Source organism: Sphingomonas sanguinis (assembly GCF_019297835.1).
In the GTDB taxonomy this organism is placed as follows: Bacteria; Pseudomonadota; Alphaproteobacteria; order Sphingomonadales; family Sphingomonadaceae; genus Sphingomonas; species Sphingomonas sanguinis_D.
Window position 1 is genome coordinate 3326638 of record NZ_CP079203.1, and the last position, 14040, is coordinate 3340677.

Here is a 14040-nt window from a genome sequence, read left to right on the forward strand (position 1 = left end):
CCTCCTCCGGGGCACGAAAAGGGACTTACCCCTCCCGCGTTAACGCCTTCAGCTTATACAGTGCATCCAGTGCCTCGCGCGGGGACAGGCTGTCGACGTCGAGCTTCTCCACCTCCGCCCGGATCGCGTCGCATTGCTCCTCTTCGATCTGTGCAGCGGCCGCAAACAGGGGCAGGTCGTCCAGCCCCGCGGCCAGCCCGCCGGTCTTGGCGCGCCCCGCCTCCAGCTTCGCCAGCACTGATTTGGCGCGCGCCACCGTCGTCGGCGGCATCCCAGCGAGGCGCGCCACCGCCAGACCGTAGGAGCGATCGGCCGGCCCTTCCGAAACCTCGTGCAGCAGGACCAGTTCGCCCTTCCACTCACGCGCACGGACATGGTGGAGCGACAGCGCCTCACACCGCTCGGCCAGCCGGGTCAGCTCGTGATAGTGAGTCGCGAACAGGCAGCGGCAGCGATTATCCTCATGGATCGCCTCGACCACCGCCCAGGCGATCGCCAGGCCGTCATAGGTCGAGGTGCCGCGCCCGACCTCGTCGAGGATCACGAAGCTGCGCGGCGTCGCCTGGGCGAGGATCGCGGCGGTCTCGACCATCTCGACCATGAAGGTCGAGCGTCCGCGTGCGAGATTGTCCGAGGCGCCGACCCGGCTGAACAGCCGGTCGACCAGGCCGATCCTAGCATGGGTGGCGGGCACATAAGACCCCGATTGCGCCAGCACCGCGATCAGCGCGTTCTGGCGCAAAAAGGTCGACTTGCCGCCCATGTTCGGCCCCGTGACCAGCCAGAGCCGCGAGCTTTCCGACAGCGAACAGTCATTGGCGACGAACCGCTCGCCCGAGCGCGCCACCGCGGCCTCGACCACCGGATGACGGCCGCCCGTCACATCGAACCAGGCATGGTCGACCAGTTCGGGCCTGACCCAGCCGCCCTCGACCGCACGTTCCGCAAGGCCGCTCGCGACGTCCAGCCGGGCGAGCGCATCCGCCGTCGCGGCGATCCCTTCGCGCGAGGCGAGCGCGGCGGCGGTCAGTTCCTCCAGATGCGCGGCCTCGGCGGCCAGAGCATGGGCGCCTGCCTGCGCGACCTTGCTGGCGACCTCATGCAACTCGGGCGTGTTGAAGCGGACCACCCCCGCCAGCGTCTGGCGATGGGTAAAGCCCGAGTCCGGTTTCATCAGCGCATCGGCCGAGCGCGCGGGCACCTCGACATGATAGCCCAGCACGCCGTTATGGCGTATCTTCAGCGCGGTGATGCCGGTCTTCTGGCGGAACTCGGCCTCCAGCGCGGCGATGGCGCGGCGTCCGCCCGCACCCGCATCGCGCAGATCGTCGAGCGCCACGTCATAGCCCGCCGCGATATAGCCGCCCTCGCTCGCCTCGATCGGCGGCGAGGGGACAAGCGCGCGGCGGAGCAGGTCGATCAGGGCGCCATGGCCGCGCAAACGGGGTGTCGTCTCGCGGAGCAGGGGAGGGCCGTCGGTCAGTTGCTCGGACAACGCCCAGGCCCCATCGAGACCATCCCGCAGCTGCCCCAGATCGCGCGGGGACCCCCGCCCCGCCGCGATCCGGCCGATGGCACGGCCGATATCGGGCAGCGCCCGCAAGGCCGCACGCAAACGCTCGCGAAGCGCGGCATCGTCATGGAAATGCTGCACCAGATCGAGCCGCGCCTCGATCGCATCGGGGTCCATCAGCGGTGCGCCGATATCCCCCGCCAGCGCCCGCGCACCCGCGCCCGTCACCGTCCGGTCGACCGCATCGAGCAGCGAGCCCTTGCGCTGGCCGTTGGCGGTCTGGGTCAGCTCCAGGCTCTCGCGCGTCGCCGCGTCGATCGCCATGGCTCCGGCCGCTTGGCTCAGCACGGGCGGACGGAGGAAGGGCAGGGCCCCCTTGGCGGTGTGGTCGAGATAGGCGACCAGTCCGCCCGCCGCCGACAGCCCGGCACGGCTGAACTGGCCGAACCCGTCGAGCGTGGCGACGCCGTACAGCCGCTTCAGCCGGTCCTCGCCGCTACCGCTGTCGAAGGTCGAAGAGGGGCGCAACGTCGTCGCGGCATCGGCATGGGCCGCGTTCTCGGCGGCGACCACTTCGGCGGCGGCCAGGCGGGCGAGTTCGGCCCCCAGTGCGTCGGCCTTCACGTCGATCACGACGAACCGCCCGGTCGAGATGTCGGCGGCGGCCAGCGCCACCGCGCCGCCCGCTTCGCCGATCGCGACGCACCAATTGTCGCATTTGGCATCGAGCAGCGCCTCTTCGGTCAGCGTGCCCGCGGTGACAACCCGCACGATTCCGCGCGCGACCAGCGCCTTGGACCCGCCGCGTGCCTTGGCTTCGGCAGGCGTCTCGGTCTGTTCGGCGATGGCGACGCGGTGCCCGGCCTTGATCAGGCGCTGCAGATAGGCAGTCGCGGCATGGACCGGCACGCCGCACATCGGAATCTTCTCGCCTTCATGCTCCCCGCGCGAGGTCAGCGCGATGTCGAGCACGCCCGAGGCGATGCGCGCATCGTCGAAGAACAACTCGAAGAAATCGCCCATCCGGTAAAAGAGCAGGCAATCCTCGGCCTCGGCCTTCAGCGTCAGATACTGCGCCATCATCGGGGTGGGGGTGGTCATCGAGACGTCGGTTCCAGATTCAAAACGGCCATTGGAAGGGCCGATCGATCGCGACGGCCCGGTCCATGGAAGGGGATGGCCGGCTATAGCGGCGGGTGGATCGACTGGCGAGGCTCAGCTCCAGTCTCCTCGCTATCCAGCTTGTCGATGTTGCGACGCAGCATCACTGGTCATGAAACAGCTGAGCCAATCGCCACCATAATCCGGCTTGTTCGAACGGCAAAACTCCCGCGTGACAGGGTTGTCAGCCACGCCCGAAAGCTTCAAGAGCCGTAGCGTCCTTGTATCCACAGCATCGAAGGCCGCGCGCATGTCCGACGAACCCACCGACCAGTTCTCCGAGCGCGAGGCCCTGCTGTTCCATTCCGAGGGACGCCCCGGCAAGATCGAGATCATCGCGTCCAAGCCGATGGCGACGCAGCGTGATCTAGCGCTGGCCTATTCGCCCGGCGTCGCGGTGCCGGTGCTGGCCATCGCCGAAGACCCCGCCACCGCGTACGACTATACCGCCAAGGGCAATCTGGTCGCGGTCATCTCCAACGGCACCGCGATCCTGGGTCTCGGCAATCTGGGCGCGCTGGCGTCCAAGCCGGTGATGGAAGGCAAGGCGGTGCTCTTCAAGCGCTTCGCCGATGTCGACTCGATCGACATCGAGCTGAAGACCGAGGATGTCGACCGGATCATCGACGCGATCGAGCTTATGGAGCCGAGCTTCGGCGGCATCAACCTGGAAGACATCAAGGCCCCCGAATGCTTCATCATCGAGCAGACCCTGCGCGAGCGGATGAACATTCCGGTCTTCCATGACGACCAGCACGGCACCGCGATCATCTGCGCGGCGGGCCTCATCAATGCCTGTCTGCTGACCAAGCGGCGGCTGGACGAGATCAAGGTCGTCGTCAACGGCGCGGGCGCGGCGGCGATCGCCTGCACCGAGCTGATGAAGGCGATGGGCGTGCGCCACGACAACGTCATCATGTGCGACCGCACCGGCGTGATCTATCAGGGTCGCGACGACATCAACCAGTGGCAGTCGGCGCACGCCGCCGCCACCGATCGCCGCACCCTGACCGAGGCGCTGCACGGCGCCGACGTGTTCCTGGGCCTGTCGGCGGCGGGTGCGCTGAAGCCCGAGATGGTCAAGGACATGGCCCCCTCGCCGATCATCTTCGCGATGGCCAATCCGGAGCCGGAAATCCGCCCCGAGCTGGCGAAGGCCGCGCGCCCCGACGCGATCGTGGCGACCGGGCGTTCGGACTATCCGAACCAGGTCAACAACGTCATCGGCTTCCCCTTCATCTTCCGCGGCGCGCTCGACGTGCGCGCGACCGGCATCAATGACGAGATGAAGATCGCCGCCGCCAACGCGATCGCCGAACTGGCGCGCCAGCGCGTGCCGGAGGAAGTGGCGCTGGCCTATGGCACGCAGCACAGCTTCGGCCCGGAATATATCATCCCGGCGCCGTTCGATCCGCGCCTGATGGAGCTGGTCCCCTCGGCGGTGGCCAAGGCGGCGATGGACTCGGGCGTGGCGACGCGACCGATCCTGGACATGGATGCCTATCGCCAGAAGCTGCGTGCGCGCCTGAACCCGACGACCTCGGTGCTGACACTCGCTTACGAGGGGGCCCGCGCGCACCCGAAGCGCGTGCTCTTCGCCGAGGGCGAAGAGGAAGTCGTGCTGCGCGCCGCCATCGCCTTCAAGGAGGGCGGTTACGGCACGCCGGTGCTGGTCGGTCGCGACGACGTCTATGACCGCTTGGCCGCGCTGGGCGTCACCAACCCCAAGGAATATGAAGTCCATAACAGCCGCACCTCCGAGATGGTGCCGCAGATGGTCGACTTCCTCTACGAGCGTCTCCAGCGCCGCGGTTATCTGCGTCGCGACGCAGAGCGGATGATCAACCAGGACCGCAACATTTTCGGCTCGGTCATGCTTCAGCTGGGCCAGGCCGATGCGATGATCACCGGCATCACCCGCACCTATGCGCAGAGCTTCCGCGAAATCCGCCGGGTCATCGATCCCGTCGATGGCAAGGTGCCGTTCGGCATCCATCTGCTCGTCGGGCAGAGCCACACCGTCTTCATCGCCGACACCACGGTCAACGAGCGTCCCTCGGGCGAGGAACTGGCCGACATCGCCGAGCGCACCGCTGCGGTGGCGCGTCGCATGGGGCATGAGCCGCGCGTAGCGTTCCTGTCCTATTCGACCTTCGGCAATCCCGAAGGCCAGTGGATCGACAATGTCCGCGACGGCGTGGCGGCGCTCGACAAGCGGCAGGTCGGTTTCGAATATGAAGGCGACATGTCGCCCGACGTCGCGCTGAACCCGAAGCAGATGGCGAACTTCCCCTTCTCGCGCCTGTCGGGTCCGGCGAACGTCCTCATCATGCCGGGTCTCCAGTCGGCCAATATTTCGGCCAAGCTGCTCCGCGAACTCGGCGGCGACAGCATGATCGGCCCGATGCTGATCGGCATGGAAAAGCCGGTGCAGATCGCGCCGATGACCTCGACGGCGGGGGACTTGGTGACGCTGGCGGTGCTGGCGGCGGGCGGCATCGCGCGCTGATCTTCGTCGGACGTTAGGAAAGGGGGGCTGGGTAGCGAGGGTTGCCCGGCCCCCTTTTTATTCCTCCCCGGCACGGGGAGGGGGACCATGCGCAGCATGGTGGAGGGGGATCGCCACAAAGGTAGATCCTTGTGGAAGCCCCCCTCCGTCAGGGCTGCGCCCTGCCACCTCCCCGTGTCGGGGAGGATTGTGCCCGTAAAACCACAACTCTACCCAGTCACATTCCGGTCATTACGCTGTCGTGCGCGTGTCACGCACCGGCCCCATGCGCCCGCCCCATAGGTTAACAAAAGCCATTGGGGGCCAGAGTAGATGGTAAAGTTTCTGATCGGTGTCGCGCCGCTGGCGCTGATCGCATCGGGTGCGTCGGCGCAGACGCTGCCCGCACAAGCCGCCGTTACCGGAGCCACCGCCGATCCGGTCGCGACCGACCCCACGCCGCCCGAGGGGGAGCAGGCCAATATACCGGCCGATGTCGTCGTGCTCGGCTTCGGCCAGAGCCGCCAGGTGCAGACGATCACCGCCGCCGATCTCGACCGGCTGACTCCGGGCACCTCGCCGCTGAAGGCCATTTCCAAGCTGCCGGGCGTCAATTTCCAGTCGGCCGATCCGTTCGGTGCCTATGAATGGTCGACCCGCATCTCGCTTCGCGGGTTCAACCAGAACCAGCTGGGCTTCACGCTCGACGGCGTGCCGCTGGGCGACATGAGCTATGGCCCGACGAACGGCCTGCACATCAGCCGCGCGATCATTTCCGAGAATATCGCCTCGACCAGCGTGGCGCAGGGCGCGGGCGCGCTCGGCACCGCCTCGACCAGCAATCTGGGCGGCACCATCCAGTTCACCAGCCGCGCGCCGTCCGACACCGCCGCGCTCGCCGCCTCGGGCACCTATGGCAGCAACGACACGATCCGCGCCTTCGTCCGTGCCGACAGCGGCGATCTGGGCGGCGGCTTGAAGGGCTATCTGAGCTATTCCTATCTGACCACCGACAAGTGGAAGGGTTTCGGCAGCCAGCGCCAGCATCAGGCCAATGCCAAGATCGTGAAGGACTTCGGCGACCGGGGATCGATCACCGGCTTCTTCAATTTCTCGGATCGTCGCGAGAACGACTATCAGGACCTGAGCCTCGATATCATCAAGCGTCGCGGCTATTATAACGACAACATCACCAACGATTATCCGCTCGCGATCCTCTATGCCAAGCAGGCGACCAACGGCGCGGCGGCCGCGGCCTATGCGCGCGCCAATAACGGGTCGCTGACCGGCTTTTCCGCGCCCTATGCAGGGATCGGCATCGGCCTGCCGACCGGCATCACGCTGGACGACGGCTATTATGACGCGGCGGGGCTGCGCCGCGACTATCTGGGCGGCGTGACCTTTGCGGCCAAGCTGACCGAGGCGCTGTCGCTGACCTCGACCAGCTATTATCACCATAACAAGGGCCAGGGTTCGTGGATCACGCCCTACAGCCCGACGGTAGCGGGCGCGCCCAATGCCGATGGCACGCCGATCACCAACCCCGCGCCGCTGTCGTTCCGCACGACCGAGTACAGCCTCGACCGCGCGGGCACGATCGCCAAGCTGGCACTGACCACCGGCGCGAACAAGCTGGAACTGACCGGCTGGTATGAGAGCAACACGCTGCACCAGGCGCGTCGCCTCTATGGCATGACCGACACCGCGACGCCGAACCGCAACGCACTGGATTTCCAGAGCAATCCGATGGCGACCACCTGGAACGGCAAGTACGACACCGAGACGCTGCAATATTCGGTCGGCGACACGCTCGACATCGGCCAGCTGACCCTCAACGGCGGCTGGAAGGGGATGCGGGTCCGCAATCAGGCGAATACGCTGGCCGGCACGCTGGCACGCGGCCGGATCAAGAGCGAGGACTGGTTCCTGCCCCAGGTCGGCGCGGTGCTGCACCTGGGCAACCAGGCCGAAGTCTTCGCCAGCTATACCGAGAATATGCGCGCCTTCATCGCGGCGGCGACGGCGGCGCCCTTCTCGATCAGCCAGGCGGCGTTCAATTCGGTCGCGGGCACCGTGCGGCCTGAAAAGTCGAAGACGGCCGAAGGCGGCGTCCGCTACCGTACCGGCGGGCTGCAGCTGTCGGCGGTCGGTTATTATATCGACTTTTCCGACCGTCTTCTGACCTATTCGGTCGGCACCGCGATCCAGGGAATTCCGCCGACGCTGAACAATGTCGGCGGCGTGGAAAGCTATGGCGCGGAGGTTTCGGCCTTTTACCGCCTGACCTCGGCCTTCTCGGTGCTGGCCAGCTATTCCTACAACCATGCCACCTATCAGCAGACGGTGCGCGACGGCTCGGGCAATCTGCTCGCCGAAAAGGGGCGTTACGTCGTCGACACGCCGCAGAACATGGTCAAGGGCGAGCTGGTCTATGACGACAGCCGGTTCTTCGGCCGGGTCGGCGCGGACTATATGTCGAAGCGCTACTTCACCTATCTGAACGACCAGTCGGTCGCGGGCCGCGTGCTGGTCGATGCCAGCATCGGCTATCGCTTCCCCAAGGAATGGGGCGCCTTCTCGATCGAGGGCAGCGTGATTAACCTGACCGACAAGCGGTACATCTCGACCATCGGCACCAACGGCTACACCGCCAGCGGCGACAACCAGACGCTGCTCGCGGGCGCGCCGCGCCAGTGGTTCGTGACGCTGAAGAAGGGGTTCTGAGCCTCAACCTATCCGTATGACGCTCCCCTCCCGCAAGCGGGAGGGGATGGGGGAGGGCAGGAGTCTCACCGAGACCATCGCTTGCGGCTTGCCCCCACCCCAAACCCCTCCCCCCTGCCGGGAGGAGGGGCTTTTACACCGCCCAAGACCCGATATCCGCCTGCTCCCCGATCAACGCCAGGCCATGCGCGATCGAAGTCAGTTCCCCCCCGGTTGCGATCTTCTCGCCCCCGAAGCGCAGCTCGAACATTCGCCGGATCGCGGGCATCAGCGAGGTGCCGCCGGTCAGGAAAACCCGGTCGATCGCGCCCGCCTCGGTCGCGGCGGCGGTCAGTGCCCGGTCGACCGCCTGCTCGATCCGCGCCAGGTCGGGCGCGATCCAGCTCTCGAAATCCTTGCGGGCCACATCCGCCTGGATCGACAGGCCGCCGCCCTCGAAGCGGAACTTCGCCTCCTCCGCCGCCGACAGGTCGCGCTTCACCCGGCCGACCGCATCGTAGAGGCGGTATCCCTGCTCCTCCTCGATGATTGCGATCATCCGTCCGATGGCGTCGGGGTCGAGCGCGGCGCGGCGCAGCTTTTCCAGTTCCGCCAGCGTCTTGCGATTGCGCATCAGCGCCAGCCGCGACCAGTCGCCGAAATCGGCGAAATAACCGCGCGGAATTTCCAGGACCTTGTCGAACGAGCGATATTTTCCGCCTGCGCCCAGCAGCGGCAGGACCAGATGGTCGATCAGCTTCTGGTCGAACCGGTCGCCCGCGATCCCGACACCGGCATGGCCCAGCGGCTCGCACCGCCGATCCGCGCCGGGGGCGGCGATACGCACGACCGAAAAGTCGCTGGTGCCGCCGCCGAAATCGGCGACCAGCACGGTGGCAGGCTCGGTGATCCGCGAAGCATAGCTGAATGCCGCGCCCAGCGGTTCATAGACATAATGGATTTCGGCCCCGAGCCGCGCGAACATCGCGTCGTAACGCTGGCGGGCCAAGGCCTCGTCGGGCCGGTGCCCGGCATATTCGACCGGTCGCCCGACGACGATCCGTGTCGCCCTGCCGTCGAGCGCACCGCCGCTGCGTGCCGCCATCCGGTCCAGAAAGGCGCGACCCAGTTCCTCGAAGCGATAGCGTTTGTCGAACACGGTCGCGTGCTCGAAGACGGGCGAGGCGGCGACCGACTTGAACGACTGGATGAACCGGCTGCCGCCCGGAAAGTCGAGATATTCGGCGATGGCCCATGGCCCCGCCTCGACCTCGATCCCGTCATCCTCCCAGAAGCACAGGGCCGAACGGAAGACGGGGTCTTCGCCCTTCGGTGCCTTGAGGGGGACGAGATGCGATTCGCCCCCGTCGGCGCGGGCGACGACCGAATTGGTGGTGCCGAAGTCGATACCGAGGCTGCGGGGCGGAGTGTCGGTCATGCGGCGTCCGCTACACGATGCGGGCGCTGAGGGGAGGGGGTTTTGTTCGCGACAAGGCTCTTCTGCTCCCCCTCCCGCAGGCGGGAGGGGGGTGGGGGGGGGGGCATGAGTCTCACCGAGACCAACGCTTGTGGCCTTGCCCTCCCCCGGCCCCTCCCGCTTGCGGGAGGGGAGAAGAAGGTCAGCGTGCAGTTGTTGGCGCCTCCACCACCCCCAAATCCGGCCACCGCTCCAGCATCGCCGCCGTCACGCCGTTGGTCCAGCCGAAGCCGTCCTGCGTCGGATATTCTCCGCCGCCGCCGGGCTTGCGTTCCTCAACGTCGTATTTCTCCAGCAGCTTGCCCGTCTCGGCATAGGTGCGCGCGACGGTGGCGATCCAGCGGCGGGCGATGTCCTTGGCCAGCGCCTCATCACCGTACCGCCCCAGCCCCTCGACCGCGATCCATTGCAGCGGCGCCCAGCCATTGGGCGCATCCCATTGCTGACCGGTGCGCAGGCCCGTGGTGCGCAGGCCGCCTTCGCCGATCAGCGTGGCACGGGTCGTGGCGGCGACCGCACGCGCCTGGTCCGCGCTGGCGAGTCCGGCGAACAGCGGAAAGAGCGAGGCGGCGGTCTTCGCCCGGGTGGGCCGCCGCGCCACCCGGTCCCAGTCGGCATAGCGCTTCTCGCCCGCGACCCAGAGATAGCGATCGATCGCCGCCTTGCGCCGCGCCGCCATCTCGGTGAAGCGCTTCGCCGTCGCCGCATCTCCGGCAGCGGTCGCGCGGGCGGCGATACGGGTTTCGGCCATCCACAACAGGCTGTTGAGATCGATCGGCACGATATCGGTGGTATGAATCGTCTCCAGCCGCATCGGATCGGCCAGCCAGCGCGAACTGAAGTCCCAGCCCGATTCCGCCGCCGCCCGCAGGTCGCGCTGGACGACGCCAGCGGCACGCGGCGCGGCCTTGGCGGCGGTTTCGCGGTCCTCGCGCCAGCTTTCGTCGCGAGGGCTTTCGCGCGCATCCCAATAGCGGTTGAGCAGGCTGCCATCGGGCATCCGCACGACATGGGCGCAGGCCCCTGAGGCATTGAGGCAGCTTGTCCCCGCCATCCAGTAATCATGCTCGCGCACCAGCGCCGCCAGCCGCCGCTTCGCCAGTACGGGATCGCGATTGTCCGACAGGTCCATCATCAGCGCGAGGAAAGGCGGCTGAGACCGGCTGAGATAATAGGTCCGCGTGCCGTTGGGGACATGGCCGTAACGCTCGACCAGATCGACGAAATCGGCCAGCATCGCCTCGATCAGCGGGGCCTGACCGTCCGCTTTCAGGCCCAGCATCGTGAAATAGCTGTCCCAGTAATAAATCTCCTGGAACCGGTCGCCGGGCACGACATAGCCATGGTCGAGCCCCAGCGCCGACGATCCCGTCACCGGCGCAAAAGGCGCGCGGCCCAGGATCGGCCAGAGTTCGCGGATTCGCTCGCGGAGCGGCGGCTTTCCTTGCGTGTCGCCGCGCACCGAGAAATATTGGTGGACGAAGGCGGCCAGCGCCGCCTTACCGACCGGCTTTTCGCGGGCATAGGCGGCCATGATCGCTTTCGGGTCCTCGCGCGGCACCGCGTCGGCAAAGGTCTTGCCGTCGGGAAACACCTGCGCCTCCTGCACCGCGCCGAAGAGCGGGCCATAAATATCGGCAGGGGAGGGCGGCGCGTTCTGCGCCTGGAGCAGCAGGGCCAGTGCGGGCAGCAGGACCAGCGGGCGCAAGCGGTTGGCGATCATCATCCTCTCCTGATTATTCGGCCTGATTATTCGGCGCGCGCGGCGCGGGGCAGCAGGACGCTGGCGGACAGGCCGCCGCCCGGTGCTTCGTCCAGGACTAGCCGACCGCCATGCAGTTCGGCCAGTTCGCGCGCGATCGCCAAGCCGAAGCCATGTCCGTCGCCACGCTCGTCCAGCCGCGCACCGGCTTGCGTCGCGCGAAGCCGGTCGGCCTGGGGGATGCCGGGGCCGTCATCGGTGACGCTGAGGCGAACCTGCCGCCCCTCCACCATCGCCGCGATGGTCACTTGGCTGCGGGCATGGCGGGCGGCATTGTCGACCAGATTGCCCGCCACCTCGTCCAGATCCTGCGCGTCCATCGTGACCGACAGATCGTCGGCGATGTCGGTGGTGATGCGCACGCCGCGTTCGGCATGGATGCGTGCGATCGCATCGGCAAGGTCGGCCATTGCGGGGCGCAGCAGCGTTGCGGCGCGACTCGTGCCCAGCTGCACCCGCGCGCGCGCGAGGTGGTGGCGGATGGTGTCATCGATCCGCGCGACCTGCGCGGCGCGGGGCGGATCGTCCGCCAGATCGAGCGCCAGCGTCGCCACCGGCGTCTTGAGCGCATGCGCCAGATTGGCCGCCGAGGCGCGGGCGGCCGCCAGCGCGCGCTCGCTGTCGGCGGTCAGCGCGTTCAGCTCGGCGGCGAGCGGCTGGAGTTCGGCAGGCTGATCCTCGTCGACGCGGGTCCGCTCGCCGGTACGGATGGCGGCGACCTGTTCGCGCAGCCGCCGTAAGGGGCGCAGGCCGAGCCGCAGCTGGATCAGGCTGGCGGCGGCGAGCAGCACGCCCAGCCCCGCCAGCATCGCGAGCAGCGGCACCAGCGCGGCACGGATCGGCCGCGCGACGACCGCGCGCGGCGCGGCGGCGGTGATCGTCACCGCCCCGCGTGTCGAGGGGATGGTGACCTGTCGGGCATGGACGCGGACGCCCTGTTCGGTGCGGCCCTCGGCGGGGCGGGGCGGCTCGACGAGCGTGGGACCGCCGGGCGGAGGGGCAGGGGGCCGACCGCCCTCGACAGGCCCCGGCGGATGCGGCGCGGCGAGTGGCGGAAAGTCGCCCGATCCGATCACCCCGTCCGGTCCCGCGATCCGCCAGCGCCAGCCGGGTTCGGGCTCCAGCAAACCGCGTCGCTGGTCGATGCGCCCCCGGTCCACCTTACCCTGTCTGTCGACGGCCGACGCCAGCACGGCGATCTCCGAATCGAGCCTCTGGTCCAGCCCGCGCGTGACGATCCCCTCCAGCGCCCCCGCCAGCCCCCAGCCCGCCAGCAGCAACGCTGCCAGAATCGCCGCGCCCGAAATCAGGATCATCCGGCCATGTATCGACTGGGGCAGCCTCACGCCGCGTCTCCGGCGGTCAGGCGATAGCCCATGCCCCGCACCGTCTCGATCAGGTCGGCACCGATCTTCTTGCGCAGGCGGCCGACGATCACCTCCAGGCTGTTGGAATCGACATCGGCATCGCCTTCATAGACGCGCTCCAGCAGTTCCAGCCGGGGAATGACCGCCTCCTTGCGCAGCATCAGCGCGGACAGGACGCGCCACTCGAACGCGGTCAGCTTCAGCGGCAGGCCGTCCAGCTCGAACTGCCCGGTCTGGCTGTCGAAGGAGAGGGGCCCGCAGGTCAGGCGCGGCTGGGCATGGCCCGCCGCACGGCGGACCAGCGCGCGCAGGCGCATGACCAGTTCCTCGATGCGGAAAGGCTTGGTCAGATAATCGTCCGCGCCCGCCTTGAACCCGGCCACCTTGTCCGACCAGCCATCGCGTGCGGTCAGGATCAGCACGGGCAGGGCGCGACCCGCCTCTCGCCATTGACGCAACAAGGTCATGCCGTCCCCATCGGGCAGGCCCAGGTCGAGCACGGCGGCGTCATAGATTTCGGTATCGCCCGCATGGCCGGCATCGACGCCGCTGTCGAACAGGTCGACCGCGCATTGCTCGGCACGCAAGGCTCGCGCGATGGCGGGGCCCAGTGCGGGATCATCCTCGACCAGCAGAATCCGCATGACGTGTCCGTTATCCCCTTATCGCCCCGCTATCGTCGCATAGCCTAAACCCAATCTGAACCGCGCGGTTCAGCGGGCATCGGGGCGAATCACCTAAAAGCATCTCCATCAACCAAGGAGATCGACAATGTCTCGTTTCCATATTCCGACCCCCCGCTTGCAGGGCAAGGCACCGCTGGCCGCCGCCGCTGCGGTCCTGATCGCACTGGGTGCTGGCGGTGGCGCCGCCGCCGTCTCGATGACCCGGCCCAGCGTCACCATGGCGCCGACCGTCCAGACGCCGATCGCCAAGCTGGCCTCGACCAGCGGCGTCGTCACCGCCAAGGGGCGGGTGGCCGAAGTCTTCGGCGACCGTTTCGTGGTGCAGGACGGCACCGGCCGGGCGATGGTCGCCAGCAACCGCGACGCGATGCCGGCGGTCGGCAGCAATGTGATGGTGCAGGGCCGCTATGACGACGGCATCATGCACGCCCAATATCTGGTTGGCCCGCAGGGGACGGTCACCCCGGTCGGCCCGCCTCCGCCCCCGCCGGGCGGTCCGCGTGGCCCCGATGGCGGCCCCGGTGGCCCGCGTGGTGACGGCCCGCCGCCGCCTCCGCCGCCCCCCGGCGGTCCGGGCGGACCCGGTGCCCCGGGTGGTCCGGGCGCCCCGCCGCCGCCCCCGCCGGGTGGTTGCGCACCGGGTGCCGTGCCCCCGCCACCTCCGCCTGCGCCGGTGAACGGTGCGGCACCACAGGGTGCGCCGGTTCCGCCGCCCCCGCCGCCCGCCGGTGCTCCGGCTCCTGCCCCCACCGGGGCGGTGCGTCCGGCGCGGTGATCGGGATTTGACGAAGACGCCTTCCGGCTTTGGTCGGGGGGCGTTTTTGTCTTGGGGCAAGGTAGTGGCGTGGCCTTCGACTTCGCTCAGGCTGAACGGGTTTCAGTA

8 protein-coding genes are annotated in these 14040 nt (G+C 68.1%); 3 read left to right on the forward strand and 5 right to left on the reverse strand.

All coding sequences use genetic code 11. The features are described 5' to 3' along the window. Nucleotides 1–25 precede the first annotated feature (25 nt). Nucleotides 26–2596 carry a DNA mismatch repair protein MutS gene (gene mutS, locus KV697_RS15615; protein ID WP_219021438.1) on the reverse strand — a complete coding sequence of 857 codons (2571 nt, stop codon included), beginning with the start codon at nucleotides 2594–2596 and terminating at the stop codon, nucleotides 26–28. 328 nt (nucleotides 2597–2924) lie between these two features. Between mutS and KV697_RS15620 the strand changes: the two genes are divergently transcribed. After that, a complete protein-coding gene (locus tag KV697_RS15620) occupies nucleotides 2925–5183 on the forward strand; it encodes an NADP-dependent malic enzyme (protein ID WP_219018971.1) in 2259 nt (752 codons plus the stop codon). Between the two features lie 312 nt (nucleotides 5184–5495). Beyond that, nucleotides 5496–7886 (forward strand): TonB-dependent receptor, encoded by a 2391-nt coding sequence (locus KV697_RS15625; RefSeq protein WP_219018972.1) that lies wholly within the window; start codon nucleotides 5496–5498, stop codon nucleotides 7884–7886. Between the two features lie 133 nt (nucleotides 7887–8019). Here the strand turns inward: KV697_RS15625 and KV697_RS15630 are convergent, their stop codons facing one another. From KV697_RS15630 to KV697_RS15645, 4 genes are all read right to left on the reverse strand, one after another. Then, entirely contained in the window at nucleotides 8020–9303 is a 1284-nt protein-coding gene (locus KV697_RS15630) for an Hsp70 family protein (RefSeq protein ID WP_219018973.1), read from the reverse strand. 181 nt (nucleotides 9304–9484) lie between these two features. Continuing rightward, the gene (gene treF / locus KV697_RS15635; RefSeq protein ID WP_374011371.1) at nucleotides 9485–11065 is read right to left on the reverse strand and encodes an alpha,alpha-trehalase TreF; all 1581 of its coding nucleotides are present in this window, start codon (nucleotides 11063–11065) and stop codon (nucleotides 9485–9487) included. Between the two features lie 26 nt (nucleotides 11066–11091). Then, nucleotides 11092–12450, reverse strand: a complete 1359-nt coding sequence (locus KV697_RS15640) for a sensor histidine kinase (RefSeq protein WP_306822655.1) — start codon at nucleotides 12448–12450, stop codon at nucleotides 11092–11094. Beyond that, nucleotides 12447–13115, reverse strand: coding sequence for a response regulator (locus tag KV697_RS15645; RefSeq protein ID WP_219018975.1), 669 nt, complete (start codon nucleotides 13113–13115; stop codon nucleotides 12447–12449). Before KV697_RS15645 ends, KV697_RS15640 begins: the two co-directional genes overlap by 4 nt. A gap of 127 nt (nucleotides 13116–13242) precedes the next feature. On the opposite strand from KV697_RS15645, the gene KV697_RS15650 reads away from it, so the two are divergent. Next, nucleotides 13243–13932 carry a hypothetical protein gene (locus KV697_RS15650; protein ID WP_219018976.1) on the forward strand — a complete coding sequence of 230 codons (690 nt, stop codon included), beginning with the start codon at nucleotides 13243–13245 and terminating at the stop codon, nucleotides 13930–13932. Nucleotides 13933–14040: the final 108 nt, after the last annotated feature.